Origin of the sequence: Paenibacillus sp. SSG-1, from assembly GCF_002224835.1 — a bacterium.
Taxonomy (GTDB): Bacteria; Bacillota; Bacilli; order Paenibacillales; family Paenibacillaceae; genus Paenibacillus_AQ; species Paenibacillus_AQ favisporus.
On the sequence record NZ_MBRK01000001.1, the window covers coordinates 6,691,504 to 6,706,210 of the forward strand.

General features: G+C 52.5%; 14 protein-coding genes. 8 read left to right on the forward strand and 6 right to left on the reverse strand.

Going from position 1 to position 14,707, the window contains the following annotated elements; translation table 11 throughout:
- Window positions 1-825, forward strand: an 825-nt coding sequence (locus BCV73_RS36000; protein ID WP_256993053.1) for an ABC transporter ATP-binding protein, incomplete at its 5' end; no start/stop codon positions are given.
- A gap of 2,187 nt (window positions 826-3,012) precedes the next feature.
- Here BCV73_RS36000 and BCV73_RS30495 read toward each other — a convergent pair.
- The 4 genes from BCV73_RS30495 to BCV73_RS30510 form a co-directional block, all read right to left on the reverse strand.
- Complete coding sequence (locus BCV73_RS30495; RefSeq protein WP_076172013.1) at window positions 3,013-3,213, reverse strand: twin-arginine translocase TatA/TatE family subunit; 201 nt, start codon at window positions 3,211-3,213, stop codon at window positions 3,013-3,015.
- A 260-nt stretch (window positions 3,214-3,473) separates the two neighbouring features.
- A complete protein-coding gene (gene tatC / locus BCV73_RS30500; protein WP_089549631.1) occupies window positions 3,474-4,202 on the reverse strand; it encodes a twin-arginine translocase subunit TatC in 729 nt (242 codons plus the stop codon).
- A 44-nt stretch (window positions 4,203-4,246) separates the two neighbouring features.
- A complete protein-coding gene (locus BCV73_RS30505) occupies window positions 4,247-5,968 on the reverse strand; it encodes a GMC family oxidoreductase (RefSeq protein ID WP_076172008.1) in 1,722 nt (573 codons plus the stop codon).
- 33 nt (window positions 5,969-6,001) lie between these two features.
- A complete protein-coding gene (locus tag BCV73_RS30510) occupies window positions 6,002-6,778 on the reverse strand; it encodes a gluconate 2-dehydrogenase subunit 3 family protein (protein WP_076172005.1) in 777 nt (258 codons plus the stop codon).
- Between the two features lie 182 nt (window positions 6,779-6,960).
- Between BCV73_RS30510 and BCV73_RS30515 the strand changes: the two genes are divergently transcribed.
- The 4 genes from BCV73_RS30515 to BCV73_RS30530 all read left to right on the forward strand — a co-directional run bounded on the left by BCV73_RS30515 (window position 6,961) and on the right by BCV73_RS30530 (window position 10,468).
- A complete protein-coding gene (locus BCV73_RS30515) occupies window positions 6,961-7,338 on the forward strand; it encodes a c-type cytochrome (RefSeq protein WP_089549632.1) in 378 nt (125 codons plus the stop codon).
- 192 nt (window positions 7,339-7,530) lie between these two features.
- Window positions 7,531-8,754 (forward strand): ABC transporter substrate-binding protein, encoded by a 1,224-nt coding sequence (locus tag BCV73_RS30520; RefSeq protein WP_089549633.1) that lies wholly within the window; start codon window positions 7,531-7,533, stop codon window positions 8,752-8,754.
- A gap of 29 nt (window positions 8,755-8,783) precedes the next feature.
- Window positions 8,784-9,650, forward strand: coding sequence for a carbohydrate ABC transporter permease (locus BCV73_RS30525; RefSeq protein WP_089549634.1), 867 nt, complete (start codon window positions 8,784-8,786; stop codon window positions 9,648-9,650).
- Window positions 9,650-10,468, forward strand: a complete 819-nt coding sequence (locus tag BCV73_RS30530; protein WP_089549635.1) for a carbohydrate ABC transporter permease — start codon at window positions 9,650-9,652, stop codon at window positions 10,466-10,468. Before BCV73_RS30525 ends, BCV73_RS30530 begins: the two co-directional genes overlap by 1 nt.
- Before the next feature lie 146 nt (window positions 10,469-10,614).
- Here the strand turns inward: BCV73_RS30530 and BCV73_RS30535 are convergent, their stop codons facing one another.
- Window positions 10,615-11,241, reverse strand: coding sequence for a DedA family protein (locus BCV73_RS30535; RefSeq protein ID WP_076171991.1), 627 nt, complete (start codon window positions 11,239-11,241; stop codon window positions 10,615-10,617).
- A 307-nt stretch (window positions 11,242-11,548) separates the two neighbouring features.
- Window positions 11,549-11,677 carry a DUF4023 family protein gene (locus BCV73_RS30540; RefSeq protein ID WP_076171988.1) on the reverse strand — a complete coding sequence of 43 codons (129 nt, stop codon included), beginning with the start codon at window positions 11,675-11,677 and terminating at the stop codon, window positions 11,549-11,551.
- A 268-nt stretch (window positions 11,678-11,945) separates the two neighbouring features.
- Here BCV73_RS30540 and BCV73_RS30545 point away from each other — a divergent pair, with 268 nt between their 5' ends.
- Genes BCV73_RS30545 through BCV73_RS30555 form a run of 3 tightly spaced genes read left to right on the forward strand, consistent with a single transcriptional unit; the run spans window position 11,946 to window position 14,613 of the window.
- A complete protein-coding gene (locus BCV73_RS30545) occupies window positions 11,946-12,905 on the forward strand; it encodes an ABC transporter permease (protein ID WP_089549636.1) in 960 nt (319 codons plus the stop codon).
- Window positions 12,902-13,858: an iron chelate uptake ABC transporter family permease subunit gene (locus tag BCV73_RS30550; protein ID WP_089549637.1), complete on the forward strand. Its 957-nt coding sequence runs from the start codon at window positions 12,902-12,904 to the stop codon at window positions 13,856-13,858. The genes BCV73_RS30545 and BCV73_RS30550 overlap by 4 nt, the downstream gene beginning before the upstream one ends.
- Complete coding sequence (locus BCV73_RS30555; protein ID WP_089549638.1) at window positions 13,855-14,613, forward strand: iron ABC transporter ATP-binding protein; 759 nt, start codon at window positions 13,855-13,857, stop codon at window positions 14,611-14,613. Before BCV73_RS30550 ends, BCV73_RS30555 begins: the two co-directional genes overlap by 4 nt.
- The last annotated feature ends 94 nt before the right edge of the window (window positions 14,614-14,707 follow it).

Genomic DNA, 14,707 nt, shown 5'->3' on the forward strand with positions numbered 1-14,707 from the left:
GCAGAGCGGGTGTTCGAGGTGCTGGACGAGCGGGAGGAGCCGGACGATTTGCCGGATGCGGTACGGCTCGATCGCACCAAAGGCCACGTCGTATTCGAGGACGTAAGCTTCGGGTACCGGCCAGAGGTGCCGATCCTGAAAAGGGTCAGCTTCGAATCGAGGCCGGGGACCAGTACGGCCTTGGTGGGGCCGACAGGGGCGGGCAAGACGACGATCGTCAATCTGCTGACACGGTTCTACGACGTGACGGGGGGTTCCATCCGGATCGACGGCGTCGATATCCGCCATTACACCCGCGACAGCCTCCGCCGCACATTCGGGATCGTGCTGCAGGACACGTACCTGTTCTCCGGCACGATCAAGGAAAACATCAAGTACGGCAAGCCTGACGCGACGGATGAGGAAATCCGCGAAGCCGCCGTGATGGCGAACGCCGACGTATTCATCCGCCGCCTGCCGGACGGCTATGAGACGGAGCTGTCGGAGAACGGCGGTAATCTCAGCCAGGGTCAGCGCCAGCTGCTGGCCATCACCCGCGTCATTCTGGCAAAACCATCGATCCTCATCCTCGACGAGGCAACGAGCAGTATCGACACGCGAACCGAGCTGCATATCCAGGATGCGCTGCTCCAAATCATGAAGGATCGTACGACCTTCATTATCGCGCATCGGCTCAACACGATCCGGGACGCCGACAACATCATGGTCATCGATCATGGTGAGATCGTGGAGCAGGGCAGCCACGACGAATTGATCGGGCGCCAGGGCTTCTACGCCCGGATGTTCGAGAGCCAGTTCAAAAACCTGGAGAGCGCAGGAGAATAATGGGTCGGCTTGCGCTCCCGGAGCTTGTTCACGATTCTATTGAATTTGTCTTAACCAGATCGAACACATTCAGATCGTAGAGTTTAAAGGAGTTTGTTCACTGACAACAAACACATTTCGATGTGTATCTAGGTGTTTGTTCACTGACAGCCAACACATTCAAATCGTATCTTTCACGGTATTTGTTCCGTGACAACGAACACATTCAGATTGTATCTTTCAAGATGTTTGTTTACTGACAATGAACAAAACCTAAATTTTTATTTTCATAGTGTTTGTTCACTCGTAACGAACAAATTTCGATTTTGTCTTTTAAATGGTGGACACTAACACCATATCTTTGTCCTCAGTCACAACCCCATATATTGATTTGAACATAAATAATAACACAAAATATAGGAAAAATTTCTATCCAACCGCCCGTAGAAGAAATATAGTGTCGTGTCCTCCTTTTATAAAACAAAACAAAGATATGTCCATTATATGAGGACAGAGGAAGTGCGATTGCTATTTCAAAATCGAGAGTGTCGGGGAGCAGGTAGTGGTTTTGAGACGAGAAAAGGCTGATTGATTTGGGATTTGTGATTGTTGAGAGCAGTTAGTGGGTTTGAGATCAGGAGGAAAAGTGTTGGTGGTTTGAGATCTGAACAGTACCAGCGAAAAGGCTGATTGATTTGGGATTTGTGATTGTTGAGAGCAGTTAGTGGGTTTGAGATCAGGAGGAAAAGTGTTGGTGGTTTGAGATCTGAACAGTACCAGCGAAAAGGCTGATTGATTTGGGATTTGTGATTGTTGAGAGCAGTTAGTGGGTTTGAGATCAGGAGGAAAAGTGTTGGTGGTTTGAGATCTGAACAGTACCAGCGAAAAGGCTGATTGATTTGGGATTTGTGATTGTTGAGAGCAGTTAGTGGGTTTGAGATCAGGAGGAAAAGTGTTGGTGGTTTGAGATCTGAACAGTACCAGCGAAAAGGCTGATTGATTTGGGATTTGTGATTGTTGAGAGCAGTTAGTGGGTTTGAGATCAGGAGGAAAAGTGTTGGTGGTTTGAGATCTGAACAGTACCAGCGAAAAGGCTGATTGATTTGGGATTTGTGATTGTTGAGAGCAGTTAGTGGGTTTGAGATCAGGAGGAAAAGTGTTGGTGGTTTGAGATCTGAACAGTACCAGCGAAAAGGCTGATTGATTTGGGATTTGTGATTGTTGAGAGCAGTTAGTGGGTTTGAGATCAGGAGGAAAAGTGTTGGTGGTTTGAGATCTGAACAGTACCGGAGAAAAGGCTGATTGATTTGGGATTTGTGATTGTTGAGAGCAGTTAGTGGGTTTGAGATCAGGAGGAAAAGTGTTGCTGGTTTGAGATCTGAACAGTGCCGGAGAAAAGGCTGATTGATTTGGGATTTTTGATTGTTGAGAGCAGTTAGTGGGTTTGAGATCAGGAGGAAAAGTGTTGGTGGTTTGAGATCTGAACAGTGCCGGAGAAAAGCTGATTGATTTGGGATTTGTGATTGTCAGGAGCAGTTAGTGGTTTTGAGATCAGGAAAAGTGTTGGTGGTTTTGAAATCTGAACAGTGCCGGAGAAAAGGCTGATTGACTTGAGATTTTTGGAGTGCCGTGGAGCAGTTGATTGGCTTGTGAATTGTGGAGTGCAAGGGAGCAGTTGGTGAATTTAAAACCAGGAGAACAACGGGAGAAAAGAACGGTTTGGGCCCTTACGCCCTCTTGCTGGTCCCAATTAGGCTGGATTTGTCTACTGACAACGAACAAACCTCGTTTTTGTCTTTTAAAAGGTGGACACTAGTACCATACCTTTGGTCCATCGTAAATTTCTAGATATAGATTGTCCGTGAGTTTTAACACTAAATATAGAGGTATCCTCTTTGATTCGAGGGCTGGAGAATATAAGTGCCGTGTCTTTCTTTTGTGGGACAAAATAGAGAAATGTACACTAGAAAAGGACGATTTTCGTATACCCCCCTCTTTATTCTTATAAAGTAAGCGAAGGGCACATAGAAGTGAGTCGTGCAGGGGTCCCCGGAAATGAACCCTCATTAATAAGCAACTAGTCTCTTCAGAGGGTCCCATTGAAGAGCCAAAAAGAGTCCCCATCGAAGGGACCCTCATTGAAAAAGCAGCCATTCCCCATAGGGGAGGCTGCTTTTTATCGGTTTAATAGGCGTTGCGTTGGGCATATTAGCGCTTCTCGACAAGCTGCTTCACCGAAGACTCGGAGGAAGTCTCTTCTTCCTCGACGATTCCGCGTGTGGAGCTCCGGAACTCGCGGAGCGTGTCCCCGAACGCTCTTCCGAGCTGCGGGAGCTTCGATGGCCCGAAGAGGACGAGGGCGATGGCCAAAATAATGACCAGGCCGGATACACCAATGTTGTTCAGCATAGCATGTACACCTCTTTTCTGGATTAACGTCCTAGCCCCAGATGACTGAACGCTGGACGGATGGCGGCTGTCATATGGTCAGGACTGCAACCCCGAGTTGCCGGACTACGGAACTGATGCGGTCTCGGATAGACGGAGAGTGCAATTTCCTGGCTGCCAGACGGATTGAACTGCTGCAGTTGCCAGACTTTGGGATTGTGCAGCTGCTAATGAGCAGGAACTGCAGTAGCCCAGCAACCGGATGGCGGGAATGCAGCGACCTAGCTGCCGGACGGGCTGGACTGCATTTTCCGCCACTGGCGGCCGGATACGTAAACGCTGATCTCGAACAGCAGGATGAGCGGAATGGTGACGGACAGGTGCGAGACGAAATCCGGCGGCGAAATACAGGAGCCGAGGATCGCCAGCCCTAGGTACGCGTATTTGCGCGTCTTTTTCAGCGTATCGGGCGTCAGGATTCCGATTCGGGTCAGGAACAGAATGACCACTGGAAGCTCGAAGGCGATGGCCATCGGGATGACCAGATCGAACAGGAACCCGAAGTACCGGTCAATCCCGTACGTTTCGATCGCCCCGATCGTTTGGTTCATGCGCTTCATGAACTTCAGCATCATCGGAAACACGACGTAATAGCTGAACGACAGCCCGGCCAGAAAAAGCATGAATGCGACCGGAATGAAGGGGAACGCGCTCTTCGCCTCATGCTCCGTGAGCCCCGGCTTCACAAAAGCCCATAGCTGGTACAGCAGGACGGGAACCGTGAACATGAGCGCGAAGATCAGCGCGCACTTCATGTAGATCAGAATGCCGTCCGTAAAGGAAAACACGTTCCAGGCGATCGGCTCCGCCAAAGGCTGAGACTTGAGGTAGAGCAGGATGCCGGGGGCGGCGTACAATCCGGCGGCAAACGTCACGATGAAGCAGATGCCGACGATGATCAGCCGCTTTCGCGCCTCGGCGACATGAACAATCCAGTTGTCTTGATCCATTTGATTCCCTCCGCTTTTTCCTTGCCCCCAGGCGGTGTTTTCGCTTAAACGAGAGATCCGCCTGATTTCAAATACTTCGCAATGCCTTCCGCAGCCCGGTAAGCGAGGGCGCCAACGGTACCCGTCGGGTTATAACCGCTGTTATGCGGGAAGGCGGATGCGCCGACGACAAACACGTTTTCGGCATCCCACATTTGGAGATAGTTGTTGACGACCGAAGTCGAAGGGTCGGATCCCATTATCGCGCCGCCGGTGTTGTGCGTGGATTGATACGGCACGATATTGAACGGCCCCAGCTCTTTGGAGGAGCCGATGGACGAAGGCTTCATTTCCTTCATGATGGCTTCGGTTTTACCTGCCATGAAGGCGATCATCTGCCGGTCCTGCTCCTCAAAGTCGAACGTGATCCGGACCAGCGGTTTACCGTAAGCATCCTTGTAGGTCGGATCCAGATCGAGATAGTGATGCCTCCAAGGCATGCTCGATCCCTGCGCCGCCACGGTCAAGTAGTTGTTCGCGTATTTCAGCGAGGTCGCTTTAAAGTCTTTGCCCCACGTTGGCGTCCCTTTCGGAACCGAATTGTTCGCGATCGGGCGGAGCCCGGTTTGCGAAATCCGGATGCCGGCACCGTGGATGAAATTCAGATCGCTGTGGTCAAAGTTGTCGCCGTTGAAGTCCGGGATCTCCATGCCAAGCGCGCCGGCTCCGGCAAACAGGTTGAACTGCTGGTCGTCATAAAATCCCGTCGCCGACCCGCCATTCGTTTGGTAAGCGTAGTTTTTGCCCACGACGCCTGTTCCCGTATTCGGATCGTACGGCTTGCCGAGCTTGGACGTCAGCAGCAGCCGGACGTTGTTGAACACGTAGCTCGCCAGAATGACGACGTCTGCCGGCTGCTCATATTCCTGGCCGGTCAACGGGTTGACGTATTTCACGCCGGTGGCCTTTTTCCCGTCATGCAAAATATCCGTCACGTTGGCATACTCACGCAGCTCGAAATGACCCGATTTCTGTGCGACCGGAAGCACGGTCACGACCGGATCGGCCTTGGCGCCGTATTCGCAGCCGAAGCGCTCGCAATAGCCGCAGTACTGGCAAGGGGCGCGGGTAATGCCGTCCGGGTTCGTATACTGCTCGGACAGGTTGGCCGACGGCATCATATACGGATGGTAGCCCAGTTTTTTGGTCGCTTCCTCGAACATTTTGATCATCGGCGTCTTGATCATCGGCTTGGTCGGGAACGGTTTGGAGCGCTTGCCGACCATCGGCGTCTGTTCTTGTTCCCCGGAGATGCCTGCGACCTCTTCGAACTTGTAGAAATAGGGCTCCAGCTCGTCGTATGTAATGCCCCAGTCCTGAATGGTCATGCCATCCGGAATTTTTTTCTTCCCATAGCGCTCGATCGTTTTGCTCCGGATCTCGAAATCGTACGGCAGAAACCGGTACGTTTGTCCATTCCAGTGGATGCCTGCGCCTCCGAGGCCTTCCCCGAGCAGGAAGGCGCCGTACTGGCGCATCGGCAGGGCGGTCATTTTCGACGTGTTCCGAAAGGTGATCGTTTCCTTGGACAAATCCTGCATCAGTTCATAGCGCTGGGCGTAACGGAGCTCGTCATGGACCATGTAATAATCCTCGGTGGAACGGGGTTTACCGCGTTCCAGGCCGACGACCTTGATTCCCTGTTTGCTTAATTCAGCGGCGATAATGCCACCGATCCATCCCATCCCGACGATCAATACCGGGACTCTTGGCAATTTCGTAGCCATGGATAACTCTCCTTCTCTGTCAGCATGTAAAAATTAATGTGTGGCCAAATGGTCATGCAGGCTGAGCGGATCTGTTTTTGCAAAAGCGTCCTCACCGACAATTTTGGCATAGGACATCTGGTTGCCCGGATAGTTCCGCATCTTCCAGCCCTCCATGTTGACGTTGCCGCCATAGAGCGGGTCCGCATATACGCCTTCCAGCGTCATATTGCGAAGCAGATCGAAGAAGCTTTTGCCGGTGATGCCGTTAATCACTTCAATGTCACCCTTTTCGAGCGAAGTCAGAATGGCGTCTTTTTCTTCGTCGGCAAGGTCGGTAAACCCCTTTTGGTACTTTTTCTGGCTTGCATTGTCAATGGCGGTAAGCCCGAGCAGGAAGACCTCGTTACGGTTAATGCTCTGATAGTCGCCCTGTGTGGCTTCCCCTTTAACAAAAGGCCCCATGCGGTATTCGCGGGCATTGAAGCCCCAGTGACCGGCTAACTGGTGGTCGATGTAGTAAGCAACACCCAAATCGTTGGCTCCAGGACCGTTATCGTCCTTAGGGAAAATGCGCTCTGTCGCTGCCTGTGTAATTTGCAGCTGGCGCTGGTTGAAGTACATGGTCGCATGGTTATAATCTGCAGCAGGCTGCGTTCCGGTTTGCGGCGATGTCGGCGCATTCGCAGCCGGCTTTTTCTTGTTGAAGCCGCCGGTAATGGCTCCGCCGATCACGCCCCCGACGACCAGACCGCCGATCGCCGTCCCTGAATATTTCAGGAACTGGCGCCTGGACCCGCTTGGTGGTTGTTCCTTTTGTTGTTCTGCCATGGTTGCATTCCTCCTTGAGGGATATGTTCCCCTTTGCTGGGTATATTATGCACATGCCACGCCAAGGCGAAAAAACCGCAAATCCGAGAAATCACGATAATCCGCGTACATGAAAAGCTTATTGCTGGGGCATCGTAGCTGTATTGAGGCAAATTTGAAAAAGTTGAAGGGAGACACCCCCAATGAAAAAATCGATCATTTTCCTGAGCTTGCTGCTCGTTCTTTCCCTGTCCGCCTGCGGTAAAAGCAGCGACAATAACAACAATCAGGGCGCAGCCAATAACAACGCCGGGAATACGGGTGCAACAACCGGTCAAACCGGCGGCAATGCAGCAGCCGGCAACGGGGAAGCGACCTTTAAAGCGAACTGTGTCAGCTGCCACGGCAACAACCTCGAAGGCGCTTTAGGACCGAACCTGCAAAAGGTCGGAGCCAAATACTCCGCGGACGAAATCGCCGGGATCGTATCGAACGGCCGCGGCGGCATGCCGGCTTTCAAAGGCCAACTGTCCGATGCTGACATTCAAGGCGTAGCCCAGTGGTTGGCCGCCAAAAAATAAGCGCGCTTCGGCCCAGCCATGCAAAAAGCAGCCTTTCCGTCAGGGGGCTGCTTTTTTACTTCGCCGGGAAGACGGCGCTGCATTCGCATGTTCGCTGCAGGCTTCATGCTTGGCGGCTTGTTTATTTTTCGACAAAATCGGGTAATTTTAGTGAAAATTCAACATCAAGAATTTCGATATGGGGGGTTTCGCATGAAAATGGGAAGAATCCTTCTGGCCTGCCTGCTGCTCGCGTCGATGCTGACGGCCTGCGGGAACAACGGGGAGAACGCCGGGAAGGTCAAGCTGGAGTTTTTTCAAAACAAACCGGAGGCCAAAGGCTCCTTTGATAAGCTGGTGGCCAAGTTCAACGCTTCGCACCCCGGGATTCAGGTCACCCAGGTGAATCCGCCGGATGCCGAAACGGTCTTGAAGACAAGGGTCGTCAAGAACGACATTCCTGACGTCATCGGCATGGGCGCGACCGACACGTATTCGATCCTGGCGCAGAGCGATATTTTCGCCGATCTGACCCAGAGCAAGCTGGTCGAATCCATTGATCCGAACTACATAAAAATGCTCAAGGACGTAACGGGGCTGAGTAAAATTACCGGCATCCCTTACGCAACCAACGCCAACGGCATTATGTACAACAAGGACATCTTCAAGAAGCTGGGGCTGAGCGTTCCGAAAACGTGGGATGAGCTGATTGCGACTGCCCAAAAGGTGAAGGACAGCGGCATCATTCCGTTTTATTTTACATACAAGGACGACTGGCAGACGAACCTGCCGTTTAATGCGCTGGCACCCAACCTGGTCGGCATCGATTTCTTCAAGCAGCGCCGTGAAAATCAGGTGACCTTCCAGGAGAAATTCCGCGAGGTGGCGGAGAAGCAGCTGAAGCTGCTCGATTACGGACATGGGGACAACTTCGGGAAAACGTACGCGGACGGCAATCGTGCTTTTGCGCGCGGGGAATCGGCCATGTATATCCAGGGAAGCTGGGCCATTCCGGAAATCCGGAAATCGAACCCGAACGCGAATATCGGCTTCTTCCCGTTCCCGACCGGAAACGACCCGGACAAGAACAAGCTGATCTCCGGGGTGGACACGCTGCTGACCATCTCCGAGAGCACCAAGCATAAAAAAGAAGCGGAGGAATTCATCGCTTTTCTCCTCGAGCCGGACAACATCGGCCAGTACATCAAAGAGCAGACCGCGTTCTCGGCCGTTAAAGGTGTGACGCAGGACGACCCAGCGGTTGCCGAGCTGCAGCCTTATTTCAAGGCGGGCCGAGTCGTCGATTTTGCCGACCACTATATCCCGGCCGCCGTGCAGCTGAACTCGATCGTTCAGGGATTTCTGCAAAACCGGAATATCGACGCCTACCTGAAAACGCTCGATACCGAGTGGGACAAAGTCCAGAGCCGGAAATAACATCATGACTAAAAGAGGAGGATGAAGGGATGTCCAAGCGACTTACGGCGTTTTATTGGATGACCGTGCCGGCGGTCGTACTGTTCTTCGTATTTATGACACTGCCCGCCCTGCAGGGCATTTACTATTCGTTCACGAACTGGAACGGGTTCGGTAAACATTACGACTTTATCGGGTTCCGCAACTACGCAAACCTCTTTACGGACAGCAACGTGGGGAACGCCTATCTGTTCACCTTCAAGTTCGCCATTGTCGTCACCATTCTGATCAATGTGCTCAGTCTGCTGATCGCCCTTGGCCTGAACGCGCGGATCAAGGCGCGCAACTTCTTCCGCGGCATTTACTTTTTGCCGAACATTTTGAGCGTGCTGATCGTCGGTTACATTTTCAACTACCTGTTCTCCAACGTCTTTACGATCTGGGGGCAGAACCTGGGCATCCATGCGTTCTCAACGAACATACTGGGCAACGAAAATCTGGCCTGGATCGGGGTCGTCATCGTGGCGGTATGGCAGGGGATTGCGTTTAATACGATTCTGTATCTGGCGGGACTCCAGACCATCCCGGCTTCGCTGTATGAAGCTTCAAATTTGGACGGGGCCAGCCGCTGGCAGGAATTCTGGAGAATTACCTTTCCGCTCATTTCCCCGTTTTTCACGATCAATATGGTGCTGGCGATGAAAAACTCGCTGATGGTCTTCGACCAGATCGTCGCCTTGACCAATGGCGGGCCCGGCCGGGCGACACAGTCCATTTCGCACCTGATCTACATCGGCGGGTTCCAGGGAGGCGAGTTCGCCTACCAGTCTGCCAACTCGGTCATTTATTTTATCGTCATTGCGATCATCTCCATCCTGCAGCTTAAATTTCTTCAAGGAAGGGAGAGCGATATGTAATGAGAACGAAAACGAACTGGGCCGTCATGATCCTGATTGCCCTGGGGACGCTGCTGATTTTGTTCCCGCTGTACATGACCTTGACCATTGCGCTGAAAAATCCCGAGGAGATGACACGGTCGGTCTTCGCGATTCCGACGACGTTTCACTGGGAAAACTTCTCGAACGCGGTGAAAATGACCAACTTCTTCCGCGCATTCCGCAACAGCGCGCTCGTTACGATCTCCACGGTGGTGCTGACGCTGCTCACCAACTCGCTCGTGGCGTACGCCATCGCCCGGAATATGCACCGGAAGTTCTTCAAAGGGCTGTACTTCTACTTCATCAGCGCGATGTTCATTCCGTTCCCGATCATCATGCTGCCGATCGTCAAGCTGGCGTCGGCGCTGCACATGACCAATCTGGTCGGCCTGACGATTCTGCATACGGTGTATGCGCTGGCCTTTAACGTCTTCGTCTACGTCGGCTACATCCGCTCGATCCCGACGGCGCTCGAGGAGGCTGCCACGGTGGACGGGGCAACGACGTGGGGCACGTTCTGGCGGATCATCTTCCCGCTGATGGCGCCGATCAACGCCACCGTCGGCATCCTGATCTGCCTGTCGACCTACAACGACTTCCTGCTCCCGCTGATCATCATCAGCGACCAGTCGAGCTATACGCTGCCGCTCGTGCAGTACATTTTCCAGGGACAGTTTAACACGGACTACAACCTGGCCTTCGCTTCGTATCTGATGGCGATGCTGCCGATGATCATCATCTACCTGTTCGCGCAAAAATGGATCATCAACGGCGTGACACAGGGCGCCGTCAAATAAAGTGTAAAGCGTTTGTTACAAGCCGCTCCCCGGGCAAGCACCGGGGGCGGCTTTTGACGTTCTAGACGATAGCCAGTGCTAGGCGTGCGGTCATCGGGCGTCGGCTGTCCCACAGCTGTTAGCTGCTCGTTCGTGTGCGCTTGCCCTTAGTCCTCCTGCCGCACTTCGGCTTTGACCCGGGGGACTGCAGATTTTTTTCTCCGCTTTAGGTACACGACGAGAACGAGGACCGCAGCAGCCACCAGGATCGCGGCAAGCGAATACTGGGAAATCAAATGCAGGAACTGCTCGATCTTCGAGCCGACCAGTCTGCCGATCATGACATAGACGATGACCCAGGCGAGTCCGCCGATGTAGTTATAGATAAAGAAGGTCCGGACATTGATCCGGAGCACGCCGGACACGTATCCGGTAAAATGCCGGAGTCCAGGCACGAAGTAACAGATCAGAATGAGCTTGGTGCCGTACCGGTCGAACCAGCCGGTAATTTTGGCGATCCGGGCCGGGTTCAGGAGGACGTACTTGCCGTATTTTTCAAAGAAGGGCGTTCCCATACGATACCCGATAATATACGTCACCGTCGTGCCGACGATGGCGCCGATATACGAATACAAAATAATTTGCAGCAGGTGAAAGCTCCCCAGCGTCGACATATGGCCGGAGATGGCCATGGCCAGCTCTCCCGGGAAGGGAATTGCCAACGATTCGGCGAAAAGGCCACCAAACAGCACCATATACCCGTATTGTTCAAACAGATGGATGATCCACTCCATAGTTTCTCTCCTTACCGGCCTTCGCCGCCTGCAGTCAAATCCAACCTGAGGCCGATGCCGTCTCATGCTTTCGTTCATTCTAACGGAGCGGCAGGCCATCCAGAAACTGTCTCTGGACTAGGATCAAACTGGACTTTGGTCTTGGAGATTGCAGAAACTTTGCGAAAATCCCTGAATAATAAGAAAAACGCCTATCTTGCGATATAAGGAGGAGCACTCTCTGGAGCTTATACTTTCATATATCTTCAAATAAAAAGGACACTTCCCCTTCGGTCGAAAGGGAAATGCCCATTTTTAAGGTTTGCGGTTATTTCTTCGTGCCATGCTGCTTGGTCGGAAGCTTTGCGCTGGCTCCTTTGCTGATGCCATCCTTGTGTTTGCGGGCTTTTTCCTGGGTATCGTGGAGCTTCTCCACATACTCGTGCGTGCTGTCCATGGCTGTTCAACCTCCTTGTGTTTGCAGTCGGCATTCCCTGTTACTATGACCACTCCGGGCGGCCTGCATTCATCCTGCGGGAAGAAGGCAGAAGAATAAAAATACCCAGAAACGTTTGACAAAAACCGGTCAGCTGTTAGAATAATAACTAAGTCAGTTAATTGAGAATGAATATCATTATTAATTAGATCGAGAGTGACATATGCTTTTTCGGAATATTTTCATTATTTTCAATGACTGGCCAGACTAAAGAAAGCGTTGGATAGCCATGAAAAACACTTACCTGTGGACGCTGTGGATCCTGCTTATCGTATTCTCAGCCGCTTCTTTGTTTATCGGGGTGAAGGATATTTCCCCGCTGGATCTGTTTCATCTCACAGCCGAACAGAAGCAGGTGCTCTGGATCAGCCGCCTGCCGCGCCTGATCAGCATTATCATTGCCGGCACGAGCATGAGCATTATCGGCCTGATCATGCAGCAGCTGACGAGAAACAAGTTCGTGTCGCCGACGACGGCCGGAACGATGGACTCGGCAAGGTTCGGCATTTTGGTGGCCCTCATGGTGTTTGGTAACGCGGCGCCGCTGGTGAAAATGCTGGTGGCCTTCGTTTTTGCCCTGCTGGGAACGATGATCTTTATGCGGATCCTGGATAAGGTCAAATACAAGGACGCGATTTTCATTCCGCTTGTGGGACTCATGTTCGGCAACATTGTCAGCTCGGTCACGACGTTTTTTGCCTATAAAAACGATCTGATCCAGAACATGTCCTCCTGGCTGCAGGGCGACTTTTCCATGATCCTCAAGGGCCGATACGAGATGCTGTACATCAGCATTCCGCTCCTGATCATCGCCTATCTGTTCGCGAACCGCTTTACAATTGCGGGCATGGGGGAGGAGTTCGCGGTGAACTTGGGGCTTAACTATAAGGCCGTCGTCAATATCGGACTGGTCATCGTCGCCGCTATTTCATCGGTCGTGATTTTAACCGTGGGCATGATTCCTTTTCTGGGCCTGGTCGTTCCGAACATCGTCACGATGTATCTGGGGGATCATCTGAAGAAAAGCCTGCTACATACCGCACTGCTGGGAGCCGTGTTCGTGCTGTTCTGCGACATTCTGGGCCGGGTCATCATCTTTCCGTATGAAATCTCCATCGGCGTCACCGTCGGGGTGATTGGCAGCGCGATCTTTATCTATTTACTGCTGAGAAGAAGGGCTTATACATGAGCAAATCCAACCTGACCAAGCTGATCGTTCTAACCGTCATCGCACTTGTCCTGATTGCTGTCTTTATGGTGATCCAGTCCGGGGGCAACTGGGATTATATCCTTCCGCGCAGAGGCAAAAAAGTGCTGGCCATGGTCCTGACCGGCGGAGCGATCGCCTTCTCGACGGTCGTGTTCCAGACGATTACCAACAACCGCATTTTGACACCGAGCATTATGGGGCTGGATTCCCTTTATATGCTGTTTCAGACCTTCATGGTCTATGTGTTCGGCTCAATCAGCCTGACGGCGATGGGCAAAAACGTGAATTTTCTCATCTCCGTCGGTATGATGGCCGCGTTCTCGGTGGTGTTCTACAAGCTCCTGTTTAAAAGGGAAGGCCAGAACATTTACTTTCTACTTCTGCTCGGTCTGATCTTCGGCACATTGTTTCAGAGCCTGTCCTCCTTTATGGAGGTGCTCATCGATCCGAACGAGTTCCAAATCGTCCAGGATAAAATGTTCGCCAGCTTCAACAACGTCAATACGGATCTGCTGCTGGTGTCGGCGGCAGGGATCGTGCTGGTGACCGCCTATTTTACGCGCTATACCAAGTATCTCGATGTTATTGCTATGGGAAGGGATCACGCCGTCAATCTGGGCGTCGATTACGACCGGGTGGTGAAAAGGCTGCTCATTGTTGTGGCGGTGCTCATTTCCATCGCGACGGCGCTCGTCGGGCCGATCACCTTCCTGGGGTTGCTCGTGGCGAACGTGGCCTATCAGCTGATGCGGACCTACCGACACACGATGCTGATTCCGGCTGCGGTGCTGATCAGCATCGTCGCCCTTGTAGGCGGGCAGCTGCTGGTGGAGCGGGTGTTTACCTTCTCCACGACGCTGAGCGTCATCATCAATATGGTCGGCGGCGCGTACTTTATCTATCTTTTGCTAAAGGGGAGTAAATCATCGTGATCGAGGTTAAAGGGGTTTCCAAACTATATGGCGGCAAAACAGTGGTCGACAACGTCTCGGTGAACATCGCCAAAGGGAAAATCACCTCCTTTATCGGTGCCAACGGGGCGGGCAAAAGCACGCTTCTCTCCATGATCAGCCGCCTCATTTCCTGTGACGGCGGTGAAATCCTGATCGAAGGGGAGCGGGTGGACCGCTGCAAGAGCAGCGAACTCGCCAAGAAGATCTCGATTCTGAAGCAGTCCAATCATATTAACGTCCGCTTGACGGTCAAGGAACTGGTAAGCTTCGGGCGGTTCCCATACTCGCAGGGCCGGCTGAAGCCGGAGGACTGGAAATACGTTCAGGAAGCCATCGATTATATGGAGCTCGGCGATCTGCAGGACCAGTACCTGGACCGGCTGAGCGGTGGGCAGCAGCAGCGGGCCTTTATCGCCATGGTCATTGCCCAGAACACCGACTACGTGCTGCTGGATGAACCGCTGAACAACCTGGACATGAAGCACTCGGTGCAGATCATGAAGGTGCTGCGGCGGATGGTGGATGAGCTGGGTAAGACGGTCATTATCGTCATTCATGACATCAATTTTGCCTCCGTCTATTCGGACGACATCGTCGCGCTGAAGAACGGCAGAGTCGTGAAGGAAGGAACGGCTGACGAGATCATCGATACGCCGGTGCTGAAGCAGGTCTACGGGATGGATATCCCCATTGAGAACATTAACAACAACAAAATTTGCGTTTATTTTGCCTGAAGCCGGAGGCCCGGGAGAGGTAAGAGGCAGTTTGTTCGAAAAATAAAGTTCTCCCTGCGTTGAACGGGCCAAGTGAAGAATCATATGCAGTGCT